The following is a 14,073-nucleotide window of genomic DNA, read 5'->3' as shown; positions in this document are numbered from 1 at the left end:
GGAGCAAGCTCGCTCGCCATGGAAGCTCTGCTATACCCCCGGCATGGGGTATTTCAGTCGTAGAACGGCTCGACCAAGGTACGGCTGCCGACGAAAAAGCTGTCCGCCACCAGGCGCAGCGGTTGCAGGTCCATGTCGCACGCCTTGTCATTGATCAGTTGCTGGAAGTGCCGGTACACCGCCGCGTACTCACCCTCCTGCGACACGACCTGGCGCACGCCGTCGATGCTCAGCAGCGCACCGCCGTTGTCCAAGCGCAAAGTGCCTTCGGCGCAACGAATCTCGATGCTCCAGAGCTCATCATGACCATGGTCGAAATCGAACTCCGCGCGGATATCGAGACCGCGCGCGTCCGACATCTTGATGCTCGCGGCGATGGGTGACTGGCAGTTGTCGGGAACCCGCAGTTCGGCCGACTCGACGAACAATGACAGCGGCAACAGGTGGGTGGCGATGGACAAGGCGTTGATGCCCGGATCAAACACGCCCAGGCCGCCGGGTTGCCAGATCCATGCCTGGCCGGGGTGCCATTTGCGCACGTCTTCCTTCCAATCGATCTGGACGCTTTGCAGCGTGCGGCTGGCAAGCCAGTCGCGGGCCGCCTCGATGCCGGGCGCATAACGCGAATGCCAGGCGAACAGCCCGCTGACGCCTGCCGCATGCGCCTGGTCCACCAACGCCATGGCCTCGCCCAATGTGGCGCACGGCGGCTTTTCCACCAGGACGTGTTTACCCGCCTCCAGCGCCTGCCGCACCAGCTCGAACCGGCCCTGGGGCGGCGTGCAAAACGCGACCGCATCGACGCGCGGACCTTTGTCCAGCAGCTCCCCCAGGGACTGGAAGTTCTCCACTCCAGCGCAAGGCTGCCCTTGGGTCGCGACCGCCACCAACTCGAACGCAGGGTTGGCGCGGATAGCGGGCACGTGTTGGTCCTGGGCAATTTTACCGTAGCCCACCAGACCGAGACGGATCGGTTGCATCGATGACTCCTGACTTTTGTACTTATGATGGGGCAGCAAACTAGACGTAAAACGCTTGTCGGACAATGGGCTCGTGGCCCGTTGCAGCATCTTATGTCTTGGCGGGGGCTTTGATGACCTTGGCGATGCGCTCCAGGAAGGGGTCGAGCCGCTCATGGGGTGCATCGTGTTCCACCACCAGCGCGGTGACTTCTTCACACGTCGCCACTTGGTAATGAGCAACGCTGGACAGCTTCTGGTTGGTAACCGCCACCACCACCTGACCGCTCGCCGCGACCACCGCACGCTTGAATTCGGCGTCATCCAGGCCAAACGCCGTCACGCCATTGTCCGGGTCGATGGCGCAGGCACCGACAAAACACAGGTCGAAATTGAACTGGCGCAATTGCTGGACGGCCGCCAGCCCGATCGCACCGCCGGCGACAGGGTTCAGACGGCCACCGAGCAGGATGACCTCGGCGTTGGGCAGCTTCATCAACTCCACCGCGATCAAGGGCGAGTTGGTGCTGATGGTCAAGCGCAGCGCTGGATCGATGGCACGGGCAATCGCCAGGTTGGTCGACCCGGCATCGAGAAAGACGTGCTGACCGGCGCTGAGCAACGACGCCGCCGTCCGGGCAAGGTCGTCCTTGCGCGCCGGATCCTGATGGATCCGAACGTCTATGGGCGCTTCGGCCGCCGGCAGGCGAATCGCGCCGCCATAGACGCGCTTGCACAAGCCTGCCGCCGCCAATGCCCCGAGGTCCCTGCGGATCGAGTGTTCGGATACATTGAATTCGCTGGCCAGGTCCGCCGCGATGACCCGGCCATAAACGGCGAGTCGCTCACTGATCAAGCGTTGGCGCTCGCCGGGAAATACTTCGTGAGTGGCGCTCATGACATCACAACCTGCATAAACGAGCATGAATAAACATAAACGAGCACAATATGCCGGGTCTTGTTCGGGTCGTCAAACCCCCGCCGCAGCCCAGGCTGAATCACCTTTCGTCACCCTCTCCCGCCGGGTCGCTGAACAGCGCCCCGTGACGCCAGTCAACACAAGGTCGGTTGCGTCATTTCGTTAACGAGCGACTTCCTCGGTCGCCGAGGATGGAACTATGAACACTGCAATCATTGCGACCCTGCTGACCGTCGCTCTCTCATTGAGCGTCAACGGTGCCCAGGCCGCGGAAACGAAAAAAGTCGATGTGCTGCTGGTGGGCGGCGGCATCATGAGTTCAACCTTGGGCATATGGCTCAACGAGCTAGAACCGGGCTGGTCGATGGAAATGGTCGAACGCCTGGATGCCGTGGCCGAAGAAAGCTCCAACGGCTGGAATAACGCCGGCACCGGCCATTCGGCGCTGGCCGAGCTGAACTACACGCCGATGGACGACCAAGGCAACGTCAACATTACCAAGGCCATCGAGATCAACGAGGCCTTCCAGATCACCCGGCAGTTCCTGGCGTGGCAGGTCAAGAGCGGCGTCTTGAAAAACCCCCGTTCGTTTATCAACTCCACCCCGCACATGAGCTTTGTATGGGGTGACGACAACATCAAGTTCCTGCGCAAACGCTACGAAGCGCTGCAGGCGAGCCCCTTGTTCCGCCCAATGCAATATTCGGAAGACCCGGAGCAGATCAAGAAGTGGGTGCCCTTGATGATGGAAGGCCGCGATCCGAATCAAAAGCTCGCGGCCACTTGGGCGCCGATCGGCACCGATGTGAACTTTGGTGAAATCACCCGCCAGTACGTCAGCTATCTGCAAAGCAAACCCAACTTCAGCCTGAAGCTGTCCAGCGAAGTGCGCGACATCACCCGCAATGACGACGGTACCTGGCACGTTGAATACAAGAACCTCAAGGACGGCGAAACGAGCGCCACCGACGCCAAGTTCCTGTTTATCGGCGCAGGCGGCGGCGCCCTGCATCTGTTGCAGAAGTCAGGCATTCCAGAGGCTGACGAATACGCGGGCTTCCCGGTCGGCGGCTCGTTCCTGGTCGCCGAGAACCCCAGCGTTGCCGAACGACACATGGCAAAGGCCTACGGGATTGCGTCCACCGGCGCGCCGCCGATGTCGGTGCCTCATTTGGATACGCGGGTACTGGACGGCAAGCGCGTCGTCCTGTTCGGGCCATTTGCGACCTTCTCCACCAAGTTTCTCAAGGAAGGTTCCTACTTCGACCTGTTCACCAGCATGACCACACACAATGTCTGGCCCATGACCAAGGTCGGCATCGAGCAATACCCCTTGGTCGAATACCTGGCCGGCCAGCTCATGCTGTCGGATGATGATCGTTTCAAGGCCTTGCAGGAGTATTTCCCCCAGGCCAAGCAGGAAGACTGGCGCCTCTGGCAAGCCGGCCAACGGGTGCAGGTCATCAAGCGCGATGAGGAAAAAGGCGGCGTGCTGAAGTTGGGCACCGAAGTGGTGGCCTCCCAGGACGGCAGCATCGCCGGCCTGCTTGGCGCGTCCCCTGGCGCATCGACGGCGGCCCCGATCATGCTTGAAGTGATGCAACGGGTCTTCAAGGACAAGGTCGCCTCCCCGGCCTGGCAGCAAAAGCTGCACCAGATCGTGCCCAGCTACGGGACACGCCTCAACGACGATCCTGACCGTGTCTACGAGGAATGGAAATACACCAGCGACGTGTTACAACTGACACCGCCACCGGATATTCGTGGCAACAGTGAGCCGAAGGCTCCGACCAACAGCGATCCGGTGGGCCAGAAGCACAGCGACTCCGACCCGGACCTGGCGTTGTGAAGGAGGGCTGGCCGGCACGGGCTAGAACCATTCCCGGTGTTCCTCAAACGCCGCGCGGACCAGCGCCGCCAGCCGGGCGACTTCTTCCCGGTGTGCTTCGTCGCCGTGCACGGCCATCCAGACCTGCATCGTCATGTCCCGGCCGAACAACTCGGGTAGCGGCTGCAGGTTTTTTTCGAGCGCGCCTACGTAATGCGGCAGCAGGCCCACGCAAGCGCTCCACTGGATCATCTGGCGCATCAATTCATAGGAATTCACGTGGGTGACGCCAGAACGACGCGCCTCGACTGCTCTATTCCAAGGCTGCAGGGAAGCAATGTCCGCGTGGCTGTGCAGGCTCACCAACATGTAGTCCTGCAGTTCGACCAGGCTGCGCGGGCGGCTCGCTTCCCGTGAATAACGCTTGGCGATGTGCGGAATGTATTCCAGTTCGGCGAGACAACTGAGCTCGGCCACCGGAAACGACAGCCTCGGAGCCACGACTTGCGAGTCGGCGAGCCAGACGATGACATCCGCCTCGACCGGTTCGCTGTCGAGGCGCAGCAGGTTCAGGCGTACGTTGGCGTGCTGGCGCAGGAAGCCGAGCAGGTCGCGATTAAGGATGTCATGCAACAAGGGCTCCGCCACGGCCACACGAACCAGCGCCGGGTCCTCGTCGGACGTGCCGGGCAATGCCAGCAACGCACGGTGGGCCAGCAACTGGCTGCGCAGATGACGACCGTCCTGGCTGAGCACCAGCGCATTGCCTCGGTGCTCGAACAAAGGACGCCCGTAATGGCTCGATAGCCGCGAAAGTTTTTTGCGCAACAACGAAGCTTTGACGTTGAGGCTCCGCGCCGCCTGCATAAAACAGCTGCAACGGGCCGCCACCAGGAAGAACTCCAATGCCTGGAGATCCTTGAAGCCGTTCAAGACATCGGTACCTACCGAGGTGGCCTGCCGCGCACACTCGTGAATGAGATCAACCTCCTCCAACGCCATACGCCCTCCTCCCTAAGGTGACCCTCGAATTGCCGGACCGCTTAACGTACAGACTCCAATGCCTGATTCAGTTGCGCGCCATCGATGCTCAGCGTTGCCTTGCTCACCAGCCCTTCCATATAGGCCGTGGCCACTTGTTCCTGGCGCTGATTGCGCAGCGCCTCGCGCAGTTGTTCACGAACTTCATCCAGGCTGGCGGCGCGTGCCGGCTGCATGTCGGTCAGTTTGAGGATGTGAAAACCCGCCTGGCTACGCAACGCGTCGGAGACGCTGCCGACCCGTTGTCGGCTCAAGACTTGGCGCATCTCCGGCACATATTGCTGCAACGGTTGCAAGCCGCTGTCACCGCCGCGTTGGGCCGTCGCCTGGTCCTCGGAAAACTGCCGGGCGAGGTCGGCGAAATCCGCGTTGGGGGCCTGGGCACGACGAGCCAGCTCGGTGGCTTTCTTGCGCAGCGGTTCTTCGTTGGCTCCCGGCTCAACCGCGATGAAAATCTGGCTGACTCGGTACAGCGCCGGGCTTTGCAGCTTGTCCTTGGCGCTCTCGTAAGCCTGTTGCAGGGCTTGGTCATCCGGATAGTCGGCGGGGACCTGGCTGACGGATTGCAAGTAAGTGCGCAGCAAAATCTGTTCGGTGGCCGCGCGGGTCATCTGTTGGATGTCCGGACGCTCCTGCCAACCTTGGGCGTCGGCCTGCTGCAACAGGGCTTTCTCTGCCAGGCGCGCTCGGACCCACCCCTCCAGCGCACCACGATTGCCGCGCAGCTGCTCGCGCACCTGCGGTGTGAGCGCGCTCAACACAGCGTTGAGCTCGGCGCTGCTCAGTTGCAGTTCGCCCAGACTGGCCACGGCCGGTGCAGCCTCGGCCGGGGCTCTGGCGGGTTTCGGTTGTGCCGCAGGCACCGAGGCTTGGGATACGCCGTCAGGGTTGGAGATCACCGTCAGCACAATGCCGCCGAGCATCAGGACAGCCGCACTGATGCCAGCCAGTCTACTAAACCTGTTCATCGTAATCAGACCTCTTCGACCGCAGCTTCCTGCGTTACATCCGCACCGTCTTTGTGCTGCTCGCGTGCGTGCTGGCTGTAGTCGCGCAGGTACACCACGAACTCTTGCAACAGGCGGTCCCAGAGTTCCAGCACGCCACGCACGTGGTCTTCACTGACACCGGCGGCAACAATGGCATCCATTTCCATCACCAGGAAATCGCCCTGGCGACTCAGGCGGGCAAAGCGGCGGCTGGCATTCCATACCTGGACCAGACCGTCAGGCAATTGGCCCTCGATGCGCAACGCGCAACTGAACGTGAAATCGACAAAGCTGCCCTCGGTGGCGGCCGGATTGCCGAAACGCACGGCAAAACCAATGCCCTGGCTGGCGCTCAACAACTGAACCACGGCGCCTTGTTCGGTACGATTGACACGATAACCGGCGGCTTGCAGTAATTCGCCCAGTTGCTCGGGAGTGATGCTATGGATCAGTGTCTGTGCGGTCATGACAGGATGTTCCTTATGGTCATTTGATCAATGGTTAGTTGCCGGCAGTGGTCTTGGCGGCATCGAACTGGGTCTGGTACAGCGCATCGCCGTAGCGCTGCGCCAATTCTTCGAACTTCACCCGTGCCCCACTGGCGAAGGGTTGGCGGATCTTCAATACGTCGCTGACCTCGATGTTTTCGTAGGCAGTGAGGATCTCCTTGGCGATGCCGTACATCTCTTGGTTTTTCGCCACGCACTGCTGCACTTCACTGTCCCGACTGGTCAGGCTGGCTTGCAGCGTGGCGCGCGCCGCCTCTATACCCCGTGCGCGGCCCAGCAGCTCTTCATAAGCTTGTTTGAACTTGCCGACCTGCTCGGTACTGGCCGCGATCTGCGCCTGGGCGCTGCTGCGTACGGCGTCCTGTTGCGCGCCCAGTTGTTCGCTCTGGCTGCGGGCCTTGGCGAGTTCGGCGGTCAGTTGCTTGATTTGCGCTTGTGCCGCGCTCAGCTCGGTTTGTGCTGCCTGGCGCGCGGCGGCGCCTTGCGCCTGTTCGCTCTGCAAGGTTTGCAGCTGTTGAGTGGTACTGCGCAACTGGGCACGCAGGCGTTCTTCCAAGGTTTGCGCCGATGCGCCCAGGGCTGCACCGAGCCCCAACAGCAGCACCACGGCGTGGATCGCGGGATGAAATGACTTTTTCATGCTGTCTCTCCCGGCGCTAGAAGCGCGTGTTGAGCTCAAGTTGCAGAACGTCGATATCGAACGGCGCGCCGTAGACTTCTTCGCTGCTCAACCAGCGCGCGGTCGCGAAGACGTTGTCTTCGATGCCGTAGTTGCCGCCGAGGAAATAACCCTTGGCGTTGGTGCCGCCGAGGTGGAACGAGGAGTCGTTGAAGCCGTCCGGCAAGGCGTCCGGCTCGATGTATTTGTAGCCGGCGAACAGGTTCCAATCGCCGCGCTTCTTCAGGTCCAGGGAACTGCCCAGGGTGAACTGCAGCATCCAGGCGGTATCGCCGCTTTCGATGTCACCGTTTTCGTCCACGTTGTTGACCAGCGCACCGGCCGAGCGCTTGCGCATCTTGCCTTCGTCGTAACCAAGGTTGACCAGGTAGTTGCCCTGGCTGCGCAGCTTGAGATCGTCGAACAGCAAGGTGTCCCACACCAGATTCAAGTCAAGCACGTTGAACTCCGAGGCCAGGCCCACGAATTGTGGTTGCGGCGAGGTGGTCGGCGCGGAAGGGTCAGGCACCAGGTTGCGCAGTTCCATCAGGGTGTTGCCCTTTTGCATGAACGCCGGACGCGTTTCGTCACTGTCACAGGCCGGCGCGCCGTCGTAGATAGCGCAAGGGTTGGAGCGCCGCCCTTCGATGTCGTCAAACTGGTAGTAAGCCAGTGCCCCTTTGATGCTGTTGTCCGGCGCAAACGCCCAGGTTGCGCCAAGCTGGGCGCCGTAGAGCCACTTGTTCTCGCTGTCTTCCTTGTTGAAACCATCGCTCGACGCGCTGTCGGAGCTGTACTCCACCGGGAACGCACCGAGGGTGCCGAACATTGCCAGGTCGCGGCTCAACGGGTGATTGAACGAGCCGGCCAAGCCGTCGAAATTGAGGTCGTTGGAATACAGCAGATCGGTGGACATGAACGGGTTGGGCATGCGCCCGCCGGTGAAGCTCAGTTCCTTGGTGGGGCGATAGTTGAGGTAGCCCTGATCGAGCCACAGGTCCTTTTTGTCAAAGCCGCCGCCGAGGGTCTGGGTGGTGGAGACAGGACTGCTGTCCGATCCCGTGCCCAGGCGGATAGCCGCTGTCCATTGCGGGGAAAGCGCGGCGCGCATCCCCATGCGAGCCCGCAGGCGCAGCATGTTCTCGCGGTCTTCGCGGGTATTGAGCAACGGCGGAAGTTGCGAGCCGCTGTTGGGGTTGACGTCATAAGGCCCGCTGTTGTTGAGCTCGGCGAAGTCGACGATCTCGTTGCTGTTGCTGCCCGAGTAGAAGCGCGACTCGTTGCGCAAGCGCACGTCGCCTTCAAAGGTGATGCGTGAGACCCAGTCGGGGAAGGTGTTGGGCTGGGCCCAGTTTTCCTGTTTGGCCTGGGCGATCACTTCGGCTTTCACCTGGTCGCGAATCTGTTCCCGAACGATGGCCGGCACGTATTGCACCCGCACCTCCCCCGGCGCGCCGGGCGCTGGCACCGGCGCGGCAGTCGCGGCGGCCTGCCGGGCTTGCACGGCCTCGGCTTCGGCCTGATTGATCAGCGCTTGCGCCTGGTCCTGCTTGAGCACGCCTTGTTGCACCAACAGGCGAATCAGATTGACCGTCGCGTTCTGCGAGGGTGTCTGCGCCAACGCGCTGCCCGCCAGGCTGGCGATCACCAGGCCGACGCCCAGCGCCAATCGATTGATTTTGCAGATCATGAACACAACTCCTAATGGTCTCTTGTCGACCCGGCTCAGCCCGGTCGGCGTCCTTGTAGGCGGATACGCACCGGCACCTGCAACGAGGCGGGTGGACGTTCCAGATGGGGTGAAGCGCGCAAGGTCGCCAGAACCTTGGCGTCGAGTTCGGCATCGCCACTGCTGCGTCCCAGCTCCACGCGCGTCACGCGACCGGCCTCGTCCAGCCAGACGTCGGCCTCCAGGCGGAACGCCAGGTTGCGCAGCTCGGGCGACTCGCGCAGCAAGCGCTGGAAGCTGTAGGCAAGGAACTGGCTGTAGGTGCCGTTGCCGAGGCGTCCGCCACCGGCGCCAGCCATCCCGCCGCCCTTGCCCGCGCCGATATTGAAAGCGTCGGAGCCAGCCTGGGCGTCGCTGTCCATTTGCATCGGGTCGGCCAGGTCCTCAGCGGGTGAAGGCGGTGCTTCTTCCTCCGGCTTGACTTCCTCCGGTTCGGGCGTGGGTTCGGGCTCGACGATTTTTTCTTCCACCGGCTTTTCCGGCTCCGGCGGTTTTTCCGGGGGCGGAGGCGGCGGTGGCGGCAACGGAATGATCGCGGGAATCTTCGGCGCCTCGCGACGGATGCCGCTCATGTCGTTGGCCCATGACCACAGCAGCCAGGCCAGGCCCGCGCCCACCAGCAAACCGACGGTCCACTGCAATACGCGGCGCACCCTGCCGGTGCCGTCCCGCTGTCGTTCCAGGCGTTCGTTTTGCGGCTGTTCAGGAAAAGACGTCATGACTCAGCCCTGGCTCGGTTTGCCGGTGACCAGGCCCACCTGGGACAACTCCAGGCGGCGCAACAGGTCCAGCACTTCAACGACTTTCTGGTACTGCACGGCCGAGTCACCGCGCACGATGATCGGAAAATCCGGGCTCTGGGCTTTCTCGATGCGCAAGCGATCTTCCAGTTCGTTAAGGGTGACCGGGTAAGCATCGAGGAACACCTGGCCGCCATCATTGATGGAAATCGCCTTGGTCTTGGGCTGCGAAAGCGAAATGGTCGAGCTGGCCTTCGGCAGGTTGATCTGGATCCCGGAGACCTGGGCGGTGGCGGTGAGAATAAACATCACCAGCACCACCATGAGCACATCCACCAGTGGCGTGATGTTGATGGTATCGACGGCGGCATCTTCGTCGTCGTCCGAGGCGCTATTGAGGTTGGCCATGGTCGCTCCCTTACACCGTCAACGACGGGCTGGCGACGTGGTTGCCCCGTCGATGCGCCGCTTCACTGGACTGGCTTTCGCCGTGGACTTCGGCCAGGCGGGTGATGAACTCGTCGACGAATACCCGCATGTCGGCGCTGACTTCCTTGTTTCGCGTGGTCAGGCGGTTGTAGCCAAATAGCGCCGGAATCGCGACGAACAACCCCATGGCGGTGGCCAGCAACGCAGCCGCCATGCCGGGGGCGATGGCGTTGATGTTCACATCACCGGCCATGGCGGTGCCGAGGAACACCACCATGATCCCCAGCACCGTCCCCAGCAGGCCGATGTAAGGGCCGCCGGCGATGGCGTTGGACAACGTCGACAACTTGGAACTGAGCTGTTGGTTTTCTCGGGTCCGTACACCGTCCATGGAACAGCGGATGGCTTCGATGGTGGCGGCGGAGATCGACGAGGTGTCGGCGCCCTGGTCGCGGCGCGTGCGGATCTCGGCGACCGCCACCCCATAGAGGCGCCACAGCGACGAATCGCCCAGGCGCTGCGCCAGGTCGCGGTCATCTGCAAGCAGTTCCAGCCGTGTCCCGACCTTGGCGAAATGACTGCGGAAGACTTCGTTGGCATGGCTGACTCGGCTGACATTGCGGCTCTTGCGCACCATGATCACCCACGACTGCAGCATCATCAGCACCAGGACGGCGATGATCACCCAGGCGTCCAGCGGCACCGCATTGAGCAGGAAACCCAGGCTGCCGAAACCAAATCCAGACTGTTCTTCGTCCACCCCATAGGCCACCAGGCGCGACTCGGCGCCCTGGGCGGTGGCATCGGCCAGGATCTGCTCAGGCGAACGGGCGACGCGGGACAAGCGCAGTTCATCGAGGGCGCCGGTGAAGGCTTGATACGTAGCGGCCGGAGCCACCACGCCGGCATCGACGGCGGCCGGTGAGTCGGCGCCGATGGCAATCGCACCCTGCAAGGCCGGCAACGGTTGCGCCAGGCTCGCCGCCGGCTTTCCATTCACATACAAACGCAACCCGCTGGCGTCAGCCGTCAACGCCAAGTGTTGCCATTGCCCCAGTGCCACGGCCTGGTTGGCCACGGCGCGCTGGCCGTTCACTTCCACAAAGGGCACGCCTTGGTTCACGCCCACCAGCAGCGCATTGCCGGCATCACGACGGGCCAGCAGCAGTTGCTCGCCTGCGCCCTGCTCCATTCGCAACCAGGTGCTGAAGGTCAACGCACCACCCGCGCTCACGCCCAGGGATGGACTGGCCGGCAGCAACAGCGGCTGACCGTTGAGCTGTGCCGAGCGCCCGATGACACCGTCAATGATGTTTGCCGGGGCGTTCTGCGCGTGGTTGGCAAAGGCGCTGGCATCACGCGGTGGTGCGCCAACGGCACCATCGAAGTGATAGACCAGGCTGTAATCGGCATCGAACGCCAACTGGGGATTGCTGGTGCCCGGTGCTTTCGGGTTACCGTAGTACATCCAGATGTCCGAGCGCTTGCCCCCCTCCACCATGGGCACGTCCACCCAGATCAAGGCCATGCCCATCAGCGGATCGAAGCTCTCAATCTGGTGGTTGAGCACGGTGTGGTCGTCGGCGGCGACAAAGCGAATGTCCGAGCCGTTTTCGTTGACACCGTCAAAGGTGAAATTGCCGGTGTGCAAACGCACCAGCAGCGAGGTGCGCCCCACCGCCTGGCTGATCGCCGCGCCCTGGGGCGTGGTGTCGATGCTGATCTGTTTGCGGTAGTGCCAATCGTCCTGCCACCAAGCGCTGGCCGTTGCCGGCAGCACGAGGCCCAGGCAAGCGAGAAGAATGAAAATCAAGCGATGCATAACGGAGTGCTCCAAGGTCTGTGCCTACCGGTCAAAAGGTCGCCTGCACATTGAAGTGCACGCGTGAATCGTGTTTGCGGGTGTTCGGGCCGTCCTTGAGCGGCAGGCCCCAGTCGAGGCTGCCCGACAGCCATTCGCGCAACGTGGCGCGGGTGCCGAAGCCGATACTCGCCAGGCTGTAGTCGGCCTCCTGGTCGGGCAGCGCGTCTTGCAGGGCCAACTGCGCGCCTTCGGCAAAGATGTATAAACGCCAGTTGTCGACGTAGCTGCCGATGCCTTTGCCCAGGTGCTTGCTCAACGACGGTGTGCGCAGTTCCTGGGAAAACAGCACGCCATCATCGCCAGTGCGTTCCGCAGCGAGATAACCGCGCACACTGGTGGCGCCACCGGCGGAAAACTGTTCGTTGGAGACCAGCGGCCCGGAGGCCAATTGGAAGCTCAGCTTGCTTGCCGCTTGCCAGTCCCCGGAAAAATTCCGGGTGAAGGTGCTGTCGCCCTTGAACACGGCGAAGCTGGGATTGGCCTCGTAGCGCTTGGCCCGAAATTCATCGGCGTCGCTGCCATAACCGAAGAAGCTGCGGGTGCCGGCAACGATGCTCAGGCCCAGGCCGAACTGTGAGGTTTCGGTGTAGCGAAAGCCGTTGTAGGCAAGGGTGATGGGCGCGTACTTGATCGGCACTTCATCGCTCGAACCGCCGAACTGCAGGGCTTCATCGAAATCCTTGAAATCCACGCCCACCGACAGCGAGTTCGCCCAGACGCCTTGCGCAGGCACGTTGTAGATCAACGACACGCCGTAGGAATGGCCCTTGCCCAGCACATTGCTGCCGCCGATGGTTGCGACGTTGCTGTCGGATTGATAGCCAGCGAACTGCAGGTTCCAGCGCTCACTCAAGGGAGCGTTATAGGAACCCGACCAGACCTGCGCGTTGTCCCGGTCCTCGGGGGCGGTGAAATAGGTCAGCGAAGCCGTATGGCCGCGTTGCCAGAGGTTGTTGTGGCCGAGCGTGACCACCGAACGCAGCTTTTCGGTGTCGGCGCTGTAGTCGTTGTTCAAGCCGACGCTCGCCTGCCAGGGATTTTTATCCTCGACTTGCAGGTCGACATCCATCGTTCCCGGGCGCTGCCCTTCGCGCACGACCGGCACCACTTGGCGTCCGGGGTTACGGTTGGCAACCGCCAGCTGGGTTTGCACCGCCGCGAAATCGGCCACCTTGCCTTCTGTCAGCGCCGGTACTTCTTCGCGCACATTGACGGGAGAGTAGTGCTCGGCGCCGACCACGCGTACCCGGCCGATCCTGGTTTCGCTGACCTGCAGGTACACCACGCCGCCTTCGACCTGCTGCTCCGGCAGTTCGACGAACACCGACTGGTAACCCTTGGCCTGGTAGCGCTGTTGCAGGGCATCGCGTGCGCCTTCGATATCGGTGAGCTTGCGTTGCGGCCCCAGGAACGCATACACCGCCTCTTCGATTTCCCGGGCATCGAGCACGGTGTTGCCGCGCACCACGTACTCATTCACGTCCACCAGGCGCGCAGGCGTTCCGGCCTCGGCCGCTGTATCGGCTTCCTCGGCCCACAGCGTTGGCGCCTCGGCGACGAGCATCAGCGCGAGCGCCATGGGCAGGTATGGCCTGCACCGGCCGATGTTGAAGTCCCAATGATCCACACATCCCCCTCGATTCAATTGCGCCACGCGCGCAGCGCCTGCTACAAAGCCGCGCGCCGCATGACGCGCCGCTTTGCATCGTGTTGTTGCCTGACGGTTTATTTGCGTTTGGAATGGCCTGCGTGCCTGGAAAGCCAGGTGTGCAACAAGGCGAAGTTCAGCGAAAACTCCGGCATGTGCATCAGGTCGCCGCAGAACACTTCACTGACGATGCGCTCGAGCAATTTCGCCGCGTGCGGGCTGTCCAGCAGCTCGCCGATATCGCGCACAAAGACCGAGAACGCCCAGACCCGCTGGTTCAGCTCAAGGCCCACAAACCAGCGGAACAACAGGTTGTAATTGAGCTGCTCGTACAACTGTTTTTCACTGGGCAGCGAGTACAGCAGTTGCAAAAGCAACGCGAGCATCAAGGCCGGTACCGGCACCTGGATGTGGTGTTCCCGGGCCCATTGCTGCAAGGGCTCGGACGCGGCCTCCAGCAGCTCCTCGATTTGCGGGCGCAACATCACCAGGGAATGACCTGGCGGCACGTAGCTGGACAGTTCCTTCAAGGCACTCTGCCAATCGTCCTGGGACACAATCCACACCCAAGGCGCGCCGTAGCGGTACACCGAGACCGGTTTTTTGCGCGCGGCTTCAACAATTTTCGACAGGCGCTGGTCCAGCTCCTGCATGCCCACTTTCGAGTAACTTTCCATAGACCCCAATGCCCCTGTCACACCTGGCATCCAGCGCGAAATAGCGCCAGAAAAAAGTTGTCCGGCTTCCCTGCATAAGGCCT

At 62.3% G+C, this 14,073-nt stretch carries 13 protein-coding genes; 1 reads left to right on the top strand and 12 read right to left on the bottom strand.

Annotated features, from left to right (window positions below):
- Positions 1-53 precede the first annotated feature (53 nt).
- On the bottom strand, positions 54-980 hold the full coding sequence (locus J3P90_RS12120) for a Gfo/Idh/MocA family protein (protein ID WP_434605974.1): 927 nt from the start codon (positions 978-980) through the stop codon (positions 54-56).
- Positions 981-1,071: 91 nt separating this feature from the next.
- Positions 1,072-1,857: a DeoR/GlpR family DNA-binding transcription regulator gene (locus tag J3P90_RS12115; protein WP_420763770.1), complete on the bottom strand. Its 786-nt coding sequence runs from the start codon at positions 1,855-1,857 to the stop codon at positions 1,072-1,074.
- A gap of 220 nt (positions 1,858-2,077) precedes the next feature.
- Here J3P90_RS12115 and mqo point away from each other — a divergent pair, with 220 nt between their 5' ends.
- Positions 2,078-3,727 carry a malate dehydrogenase (quinone) gene (mqo, locus tag J3P90_RS12110; RefSeq protein WP_420763769.1) on the top strand — a complete coding sequence of 550 codons (1,650 nt, stop codon included), beginning with the start codon at positions 2,078-2,080 and terminating at the stop codon, positions 3,725-3,727.
- 21 nt (positions 3,728-3,748) lie between these two features.
- Here mqo and J3P90_RS12105 read toward each other — a convergent pair whose 3' ends face one another.
- The 10 genes from J3P90_RS12105 to J3P90_RS12060 all read right to left on the bottom strand — a co-directional run bounded on the left by J3P90_RS12105 (position 3,749) and on the right by J3P90_RS12060 (position 13,990).
- Positions 3,749-4,708 (bottom strand): LysR substrate-binding domain-containing protein, encoded by a 960-nt coding sequence (locus tag J3P90_RS12105; RefSeq protein WP_434605979.1) that lies wholly within the window; start codon positions 4,706-4,708, stop codon positions 3,749-3,751.
- Between the two features lie 41 nt (positions 4,709-4,749).
- Positions 4,750-5,715, bottom strand: coding sequence for a peptidylprolyl isomerase (locus J3P90_RS12100; protein ID WP_434676447.1), 966 nt, complete (start codon positions 5,713-5,715; stop codon positions 4,750-4,752).
- A gap of 5 nt (positions 5,716-5,720) precedes the next feature.
- Positions 5,721-6,203 carry a YbjN domain-containing protein gene (locus tag J3P90_RS12095; RefSeq protein ID WP_434676446.1) on the bottom strand — a complete coding sequence of 161 codons (483 nt, stop codon included), beginning with the start codon at positions 6,201-6,203 and terminating at the stop codon, positions 5,721-5,723.
- 34 nt (positions 6,204-6,237) lie between these two features.
- On the bottom strand, positions 6,238-6,885 hold the full coding sequence (locus J3P90_RS12090) for a DNA repair protein (RefSeq protein ID WP_434559109.1): 648 nt from the start codon (positions 6,883-6,885) through the stop codon (positions 6,238-6,240).
- Positions 6,886-6,901: 16 nt separating this feature from the next.
- Positions 6,902-8,593 carry a putative porin gene (locus J3P90_RS12085; RefSeq protein WP_434605985.1) on the bottom strand — a complete coding sequence of 564 codons (1,692 nt, stop codon included), beginning with the start codon at positions 8,591-8,593 and terminating at the stop codon, positions 6,902-6,904.
- A gap of 35 nt (positions 8,594-8,628) precedes the next feature.
- Complete coding sequence (locus J3P90_RS12080) at positions 8,629-9,351, bottom strand: energy transducer TonB family protein (protein ID WP_434605987.1); 723 nt, start codon at positions 9,349-9,351, stop codon at positions 8,629-8,631.
- A gap of 3 nt (positions 9,352-9,354) precedes the next feature.
- Positions 9,355-9,780: an ExbD/TolR family protein gene (locus J3P90_RS12075; protein WP_434559115.1), complete on the bottom strand. Its 426-nt coding sequence runs from the start codon at positions 9,778-9,780 to the stop codon at positions 9,355-9,357.
- Positions 9,781-9,790: 10 nt separating this feature from the next.
- Positions 9,791-11,623 carry a DUF2341 domain-containing protein gene (locus J3P90_RS12070; RefSeq protein WP_434676445.1) on the bottom strand — a complete coding sequence of 611 codons (1,833 nt, stop codon included), beginning with the start codon at positions 11,621-11,623 and terminating at the stop codon, positions 9,791-9,793.
- 31 nt (positions 11,624-11,654) lie between these two features.
- Positions 11,655-13,244 (bottom strand): ShlB/FhaC/HecB family hemolysin secretion/activation protein, encoded by a 1,590-nt coding sequence (locus J3P90_RS12065; RefSeq protein WP_434676444.1) that lies wholly within the window; start codon positions 13,242-13,244, stop codon positions 11,655-11,657.
- A gap of 146 nt (positions 13,245-13,390) precedes the next feature.
- A complete protein-coding gene (locus J3P90_RS12060; protein ID WP_420763758.1) occupies positions 13,391-13,990 on the bottom strand; it encodes a transposase in 600 nt (199 codons plus the stop codon).
- Positions 13,991-14,073 lie beyond the last annotated feature (83 nt).

Source organism: Pseudomonas sp. D3-10, from assembly GCF_051132175.1.
GTDB lineage: Bacteria > Pseudomonadota > Gammaproteobacteria > Pseudomonadales > Pseudomonadaceae > Aquipseudomonas.
Note: the sequence above shows the minus strand (reverse complement) of the source record. Positions and strands in the feature narration are given on the sequence as shown.

Bases quoted from the DNA above. Each gene is read 5' to 3' on its own strand.
- J3P90_RS12120 (WP_434605974.1), bottom strand. From the start codon at position 980: ATGCAACCGATCCGTCTCGGTCTGGTGGGCTACGGTAAAATTGCCCAG.
- J3P90_RS12115 (WP_420763770.1), bottom strand. From the start codon at position 1,857: ATGAGCGCCACTCACGAAGTATTTCCCGGCGAGCGCCAACGCTTGATC.
- mqo (WP_420763769.1), top strand. From the start codon at position 2,078: ATGAACACTGCAATCATTGCGACCCTGCTGACCGTCGCTCTCTCATTG.
- J3P90_RS12105 (WP_434605979.1), bottom strand. From the start codon at position 4,708: ATGGCGTTGGAGGAGGTTGATCTCATTCACGAGTGTGCGCGGCAGGCC.
- J3P90_RS12100 (WP_434676447.1), bottom strand. From the start codon at position 5,715: ATGAACAGGTTTAGTAGACTGGCTGGCATCAGTGCGGCTGTCCTGATG.
- J3P90_RS12095 (WP_434676446.1), bottom strand. From the start codon at position 6,203: ATGACCGCACAGACACTGATCCATAGCATCACTCCCGAGCAACTGGGC.
- J3P90_RS12090 (WP_434559109.1), bottom strand. From the start codon at position 6,885: ATGAAAAAGTCATTTCATCCCGCGATCCACGCCGTGGTGCTGCTGTTG.
- J3P90_RS12085 (WP_434605985.1), bottom strand. From the start codon at position 8,593: ATGATCTGCAAAATCAATCGATTGGCGCTGGGCGTCGGCCTGGTGATC.
- J3P90_RS12080 (WP_434605987.1), bottom strand. From the start codon at position 9,351: ATGACGTCTTTTCCTGAACAGCCGCAAAACGAACGCCTGGAACGACAG.
- J3P90_RS12075 (WP_434559115.1), bottom strand. From the start codon at position 9,780: ATGGCCAACCTCAATAGCGCCTCGGACGACGACGAAGATGCCGCCGTC.
- J3P90_RS12070 (WP_434676445.1), bottom strand. From the start codon at position 11,623: ATGCATCGCTTGATTTTCATTCTTCTCGCTTGCCTGGGCCTCGTGCTG.
- J3P90_RS12065 (WP_434676444.1), bottom strand. From the start codon at position 13,244: ATGGCGCTCGCGCTGATGCTCGTCGCCGAGGCGCCAACGCTGTGGGCC.
- J3P90_RS12060 (WP_420763758.1), bottom strand. From the start codon at position 13,990: ATGGAAAGTTACTCGAAAGTGGGCATGCAGGAGCTGGACCAGCGCCTG.